The 3,785-nt window shown below is 38.2% G+C and carries 1 protein-coding gene; it reads right to left on the bottom strand.

The window, feature by feature from the left end; translation table 11 throughout:
- Positions 1 to 243: 243 nt before the first annotated feature.
- A partial coding sequence (locus tag HMPREF2984_RS05375) for a Spy0128 family protein (RefSeq protein ID WP_142350444.1) occupies positions 244 to 3,785 on the bottom strand: 3,542 nt, incomplete at its 5' end.

Genomic DNA, 3,785 nt, shown 5'->3' with positions numbered 1-3,785 from the left:
TTTTTGTTGCACTATATTTTACAATTTATCATAAGAAAAGCCTGAGAATCACCTCAAGCCTTTATATAGCTTCTTTCGCGTTCGTTTTTTCCACGAAAATGACTTCAATTCTTCCATTGCTTCTCACACCATTTTCTCCCCTAAACATCAAAAAGGAAATCTAAAGAGAGACTCCATTTCTTGAGAGAATTCTCACTAGATTTCCAATTTTAGACTTATAGTTTTTCTGCAACCTTGATTTTATCAAGATTTCTTTTTGATGAGATAAACTGCACCGATTAAGGCGATAATTCCAATGAAAATAGCTAACGTATGAATGACCGTACCTGTCTTCGGTAAGTCCTTCTTCGGTGGAGTATAGCGATTTTCAAATGTCTTCACGTCCTTATCGTAGCTTACTTTAGCGTGCAACTGACCATTGCCATCGTCTGTCACTTCAACTGTAACTTTAATGACTTTCTTATCATAAGTGATTCCTTGAAGTTTTGTATCCTTCTCGGTGATCGTGTAATGATAAGTACCAGCTTTCGTGTACTCAATGGTGTCGAAAGTGACACTGCCATCTTGAGCATTCTTCTTGCTTTGAACAACTTTATCATCTTGGCCTTTCAATTCAAACTCAAACTCGCCATCTTTCAAAGCACGGCCTGTCAAGGCTTTTTTAACAGAGAGTTGGGCATTTGTTTTGGCAGCTGAGTAAGTGTTCTTGAAGGTCTGATCATCTTTTTCATAAGCAACTTTTGTTACTAATCGGCCTTGACCATCGTCTGTAACAGTGACTGTCGCTTTAATCACTTTCTTATCGTAGGTCACACCGCCGAGTTTCGTATCTTTTTCGGTGATGGTGTAATGATAAGTGCCTACCTTAGTATACTCAAGGGTATCGAAAGTGACGCTACCATCTTGTGCATTTGTCTTCGTTTGGCGAACTTGATCGTCTGTACCAGTCAGTTCAAATTCAAATTCCCCTTCTTTGAGGTTACGACCTTCTAATAGCTTCTTAGCAGAAAGAGTTGCAGTGGCTTTATCTGATGAATAAGTATTCGTGAAGGTGTTTTGGTTGTTTTCATAAGCAACTGTTGCATGTAATTGACCTTGACCATCATCGGTTACAGTTACCGTTGCTTTAACCACTTTGGTGTCATATTTCACACCACCTAAAGTACCGGCTTGTTCCTTAATGGTATAAGTATAAGTTCCAGCTATTTTGAATGTCAACTCTTTGAAGGAAATCTTACCATCTTTAGCGTTCTTAACGGTTTCCACCACTTTACCGTCTGGGCCAATCAAGTCAAAGGCAAATTCATTCTCTTTCAATTCGCGACCCGTTAGCACTTTGTTCGCTTCTAATGTCGCAGTTGTTTCCTTAGCAAGGTAAGTATTGCGGAAGGTTGGATTAGCTGTATCATAAGATACTTGAGCAACTAGCTGACCTTTGCCATCATCAGTGACTTTTACAGTTGCCTTGATTTCTTTCTTGTCGTAAGTTACACCGCCTAATCCATTGTCTTTCTCTTTGATGGTGTAATGATAAGTGCCAACTTTTGTATAGTCAATCGCATCAAAAGTGACACGACCATCTGCTACATTTTTCTTCGTCTGACGAACGTTGTCATCAGATCCAACTAATTCGAATTCAAACTCTTGATCGTTTAATGCACGACCTGTCAGTTCTTTGGTCACGCTTAGTTGTGCACTAACCTTTTGACTAGAGTATGTATTGTTGAAAGTTTGGTCATTGTTTTCATAGGTTACTTTTGAAACAAGCTGACCTTTACCATTATCAGTGACTTCAACTGTTACCTTGATGGTCTTGGTGTCGTAAGTCACACCACCCAATCCTGTGTTTTTCTCTGTAATGGTGTACTTGTGGGTACCAACAGTTTGATACTTGATTGCATCAAATTGAACCTTACCAGCTTTATCATTCTTCTTGGTTTGAAGAACATCTGCCTTGCCATCTTCTTTCAGATCAAAACTAAACTCGCCATCCTTCAAAGTACGTCCGGTTAATTTCTTCGTGACAGAGAAAGTAGCATCGGTACCTTTGGCAGTATATTTATTTGTAAAGCTTTGTTTAGAAATTTTATTCTTACCGCTCTCGTCAAAACCGAGGTAGACGATATTGTAAATCAACTGTCCATCCTCTTCCTGTTGAACACGAATGGTAACCTTAATTGGTTGTTTATCGTAGTCAACACCTGGAACCTTACCAGCTTTCTCTTTGATAAGATAGTTATAGAGACCAGTCTTGGTGAACTTAAGAGCTGTGAAAGGAATCGTACCATCCGCTTTATTTTTAACTGTTTCAAGTAGCTTGTTTTGTCCATCGTACAATTCAAACTCAAACTCGGCATCTTGTAGATTTCGACCCGTTAAGGCTTTTGTCACCTGCAGTGGCACTGTGATTTCTTTTGGTGTGAACGTATTCTTAAAGGTCGTTTTACCACCGTCATAAGTCACAGTAGTACTTAGCTTCCCTTTACCATCATCCGTTACTTTAACTGTGACTTTGACTTTGCTCGAGTCATAAGTAACTCCTGTCAGACCATTATTTTTTTCTGTAATGGTGTAGTGGTACTCACCTGCTTTGTCGTAGTTAATAACTTGGAACCGAACTTTTCCTTGGGCATCATTTTTAGCCGTTTGAAGAACATCTGGTTTACCATCTTCCTTCAACTCAAACTCAAACTCGTCTTTTTGTAGCTGACGGCCTGTCAGAATTTTATTTACCTCTAATCGGGCAAACGTTTTTCCTGGAGTGTATTGGTTGATAAAGGTTGGATCCTTCGTCTCCTCACCAGCTTTCGAATAAGTGATCTTTGTAACTTCAAGCTTTCCTCCCTTATCTTCGACAGTTACAGTTGCCGAGATAAGATTCGGTTCATATTCAACTCCTGGAACATCACCAGCCTTTTCACTAATGGTATAATGATAGATTCCTGCTTTAGTATATTTAAGCTCTTTGAATTGAACCTTACCATCAGCCGTATTTTTTACAGTTTCTAAAATCTTTTTATTTCGTTGTAGATCTTTGAGTTCAAATTCAAATTCACCTTCTTGAAGAGGACGACCTGTTAAAACCTTTTTCACCTCTAACTTAGCAGATGTTTTAACTGGAGTATAGCGATTATTGAAAGTTGGTTTTTTAATTTCTTCTCCATCTGTCATATAAGTCACTTTGCTAACTTCAAGTTTACCGGATTTCTCCTTGACTTCTACTGTTACCGTGATAAATTTTTGGTCATAGGTAACTCCTGGTGCAGAACCTTTGTTCTCTCGGATAAAATATTCATAAGTTCCTGCTTTAGTATATTCCAATGATTTGAAATTGACCTCACCATTGGCGTTATTTTTAACAGTTTGCAAGATTTTACCGACAGTTGGACTAACCTCAGTATTATCAACTAAATCAAACTCAAACTCTTGTGCTTTCAGTTTGCGACCAGTCAATGCTTTCTTAACAGAGAGTTGTACATTTGTTTTAGTAGCTGAGTATGTGTTCTTGAAAGTTTGATCATCATTTTCATAGAAAATTTCAGAATTCAGTTTTCCTTTGCCGTCATCTGTAACTTTGACAGTAACTTTTATTTCTTTCGAATCATAAGTGATACCACCTAGACCATTGTTTTTTTCTTTAATAGTGTAATGGTATTCACCTGCTTTAGTATATTCAACCGTATCAAACTGGACTTTCCCAGCTGCAGTGTTTTTCTTCGTTTGGTGAATATGATCTTCCTTGCCAGTCAATTCAAACTCAAACTCGTCTTTTTGTAGCTGACGGC

Origin of the sequence: Streptococcus sp. HMSC066E07 (genome assembly GCF_001814695.1) — a bacterium.
In the GTDB taxonomy this organism is placed as follows: domain Bacteria; phylum Bacillota; class Bacilli; order Lactobacillales; family Streptococcaceae; genus Streptococcus; species Streptococcus hominis.
This window is presented reverse-complemented; position numbering and strand designations above follow the sequence as displayed.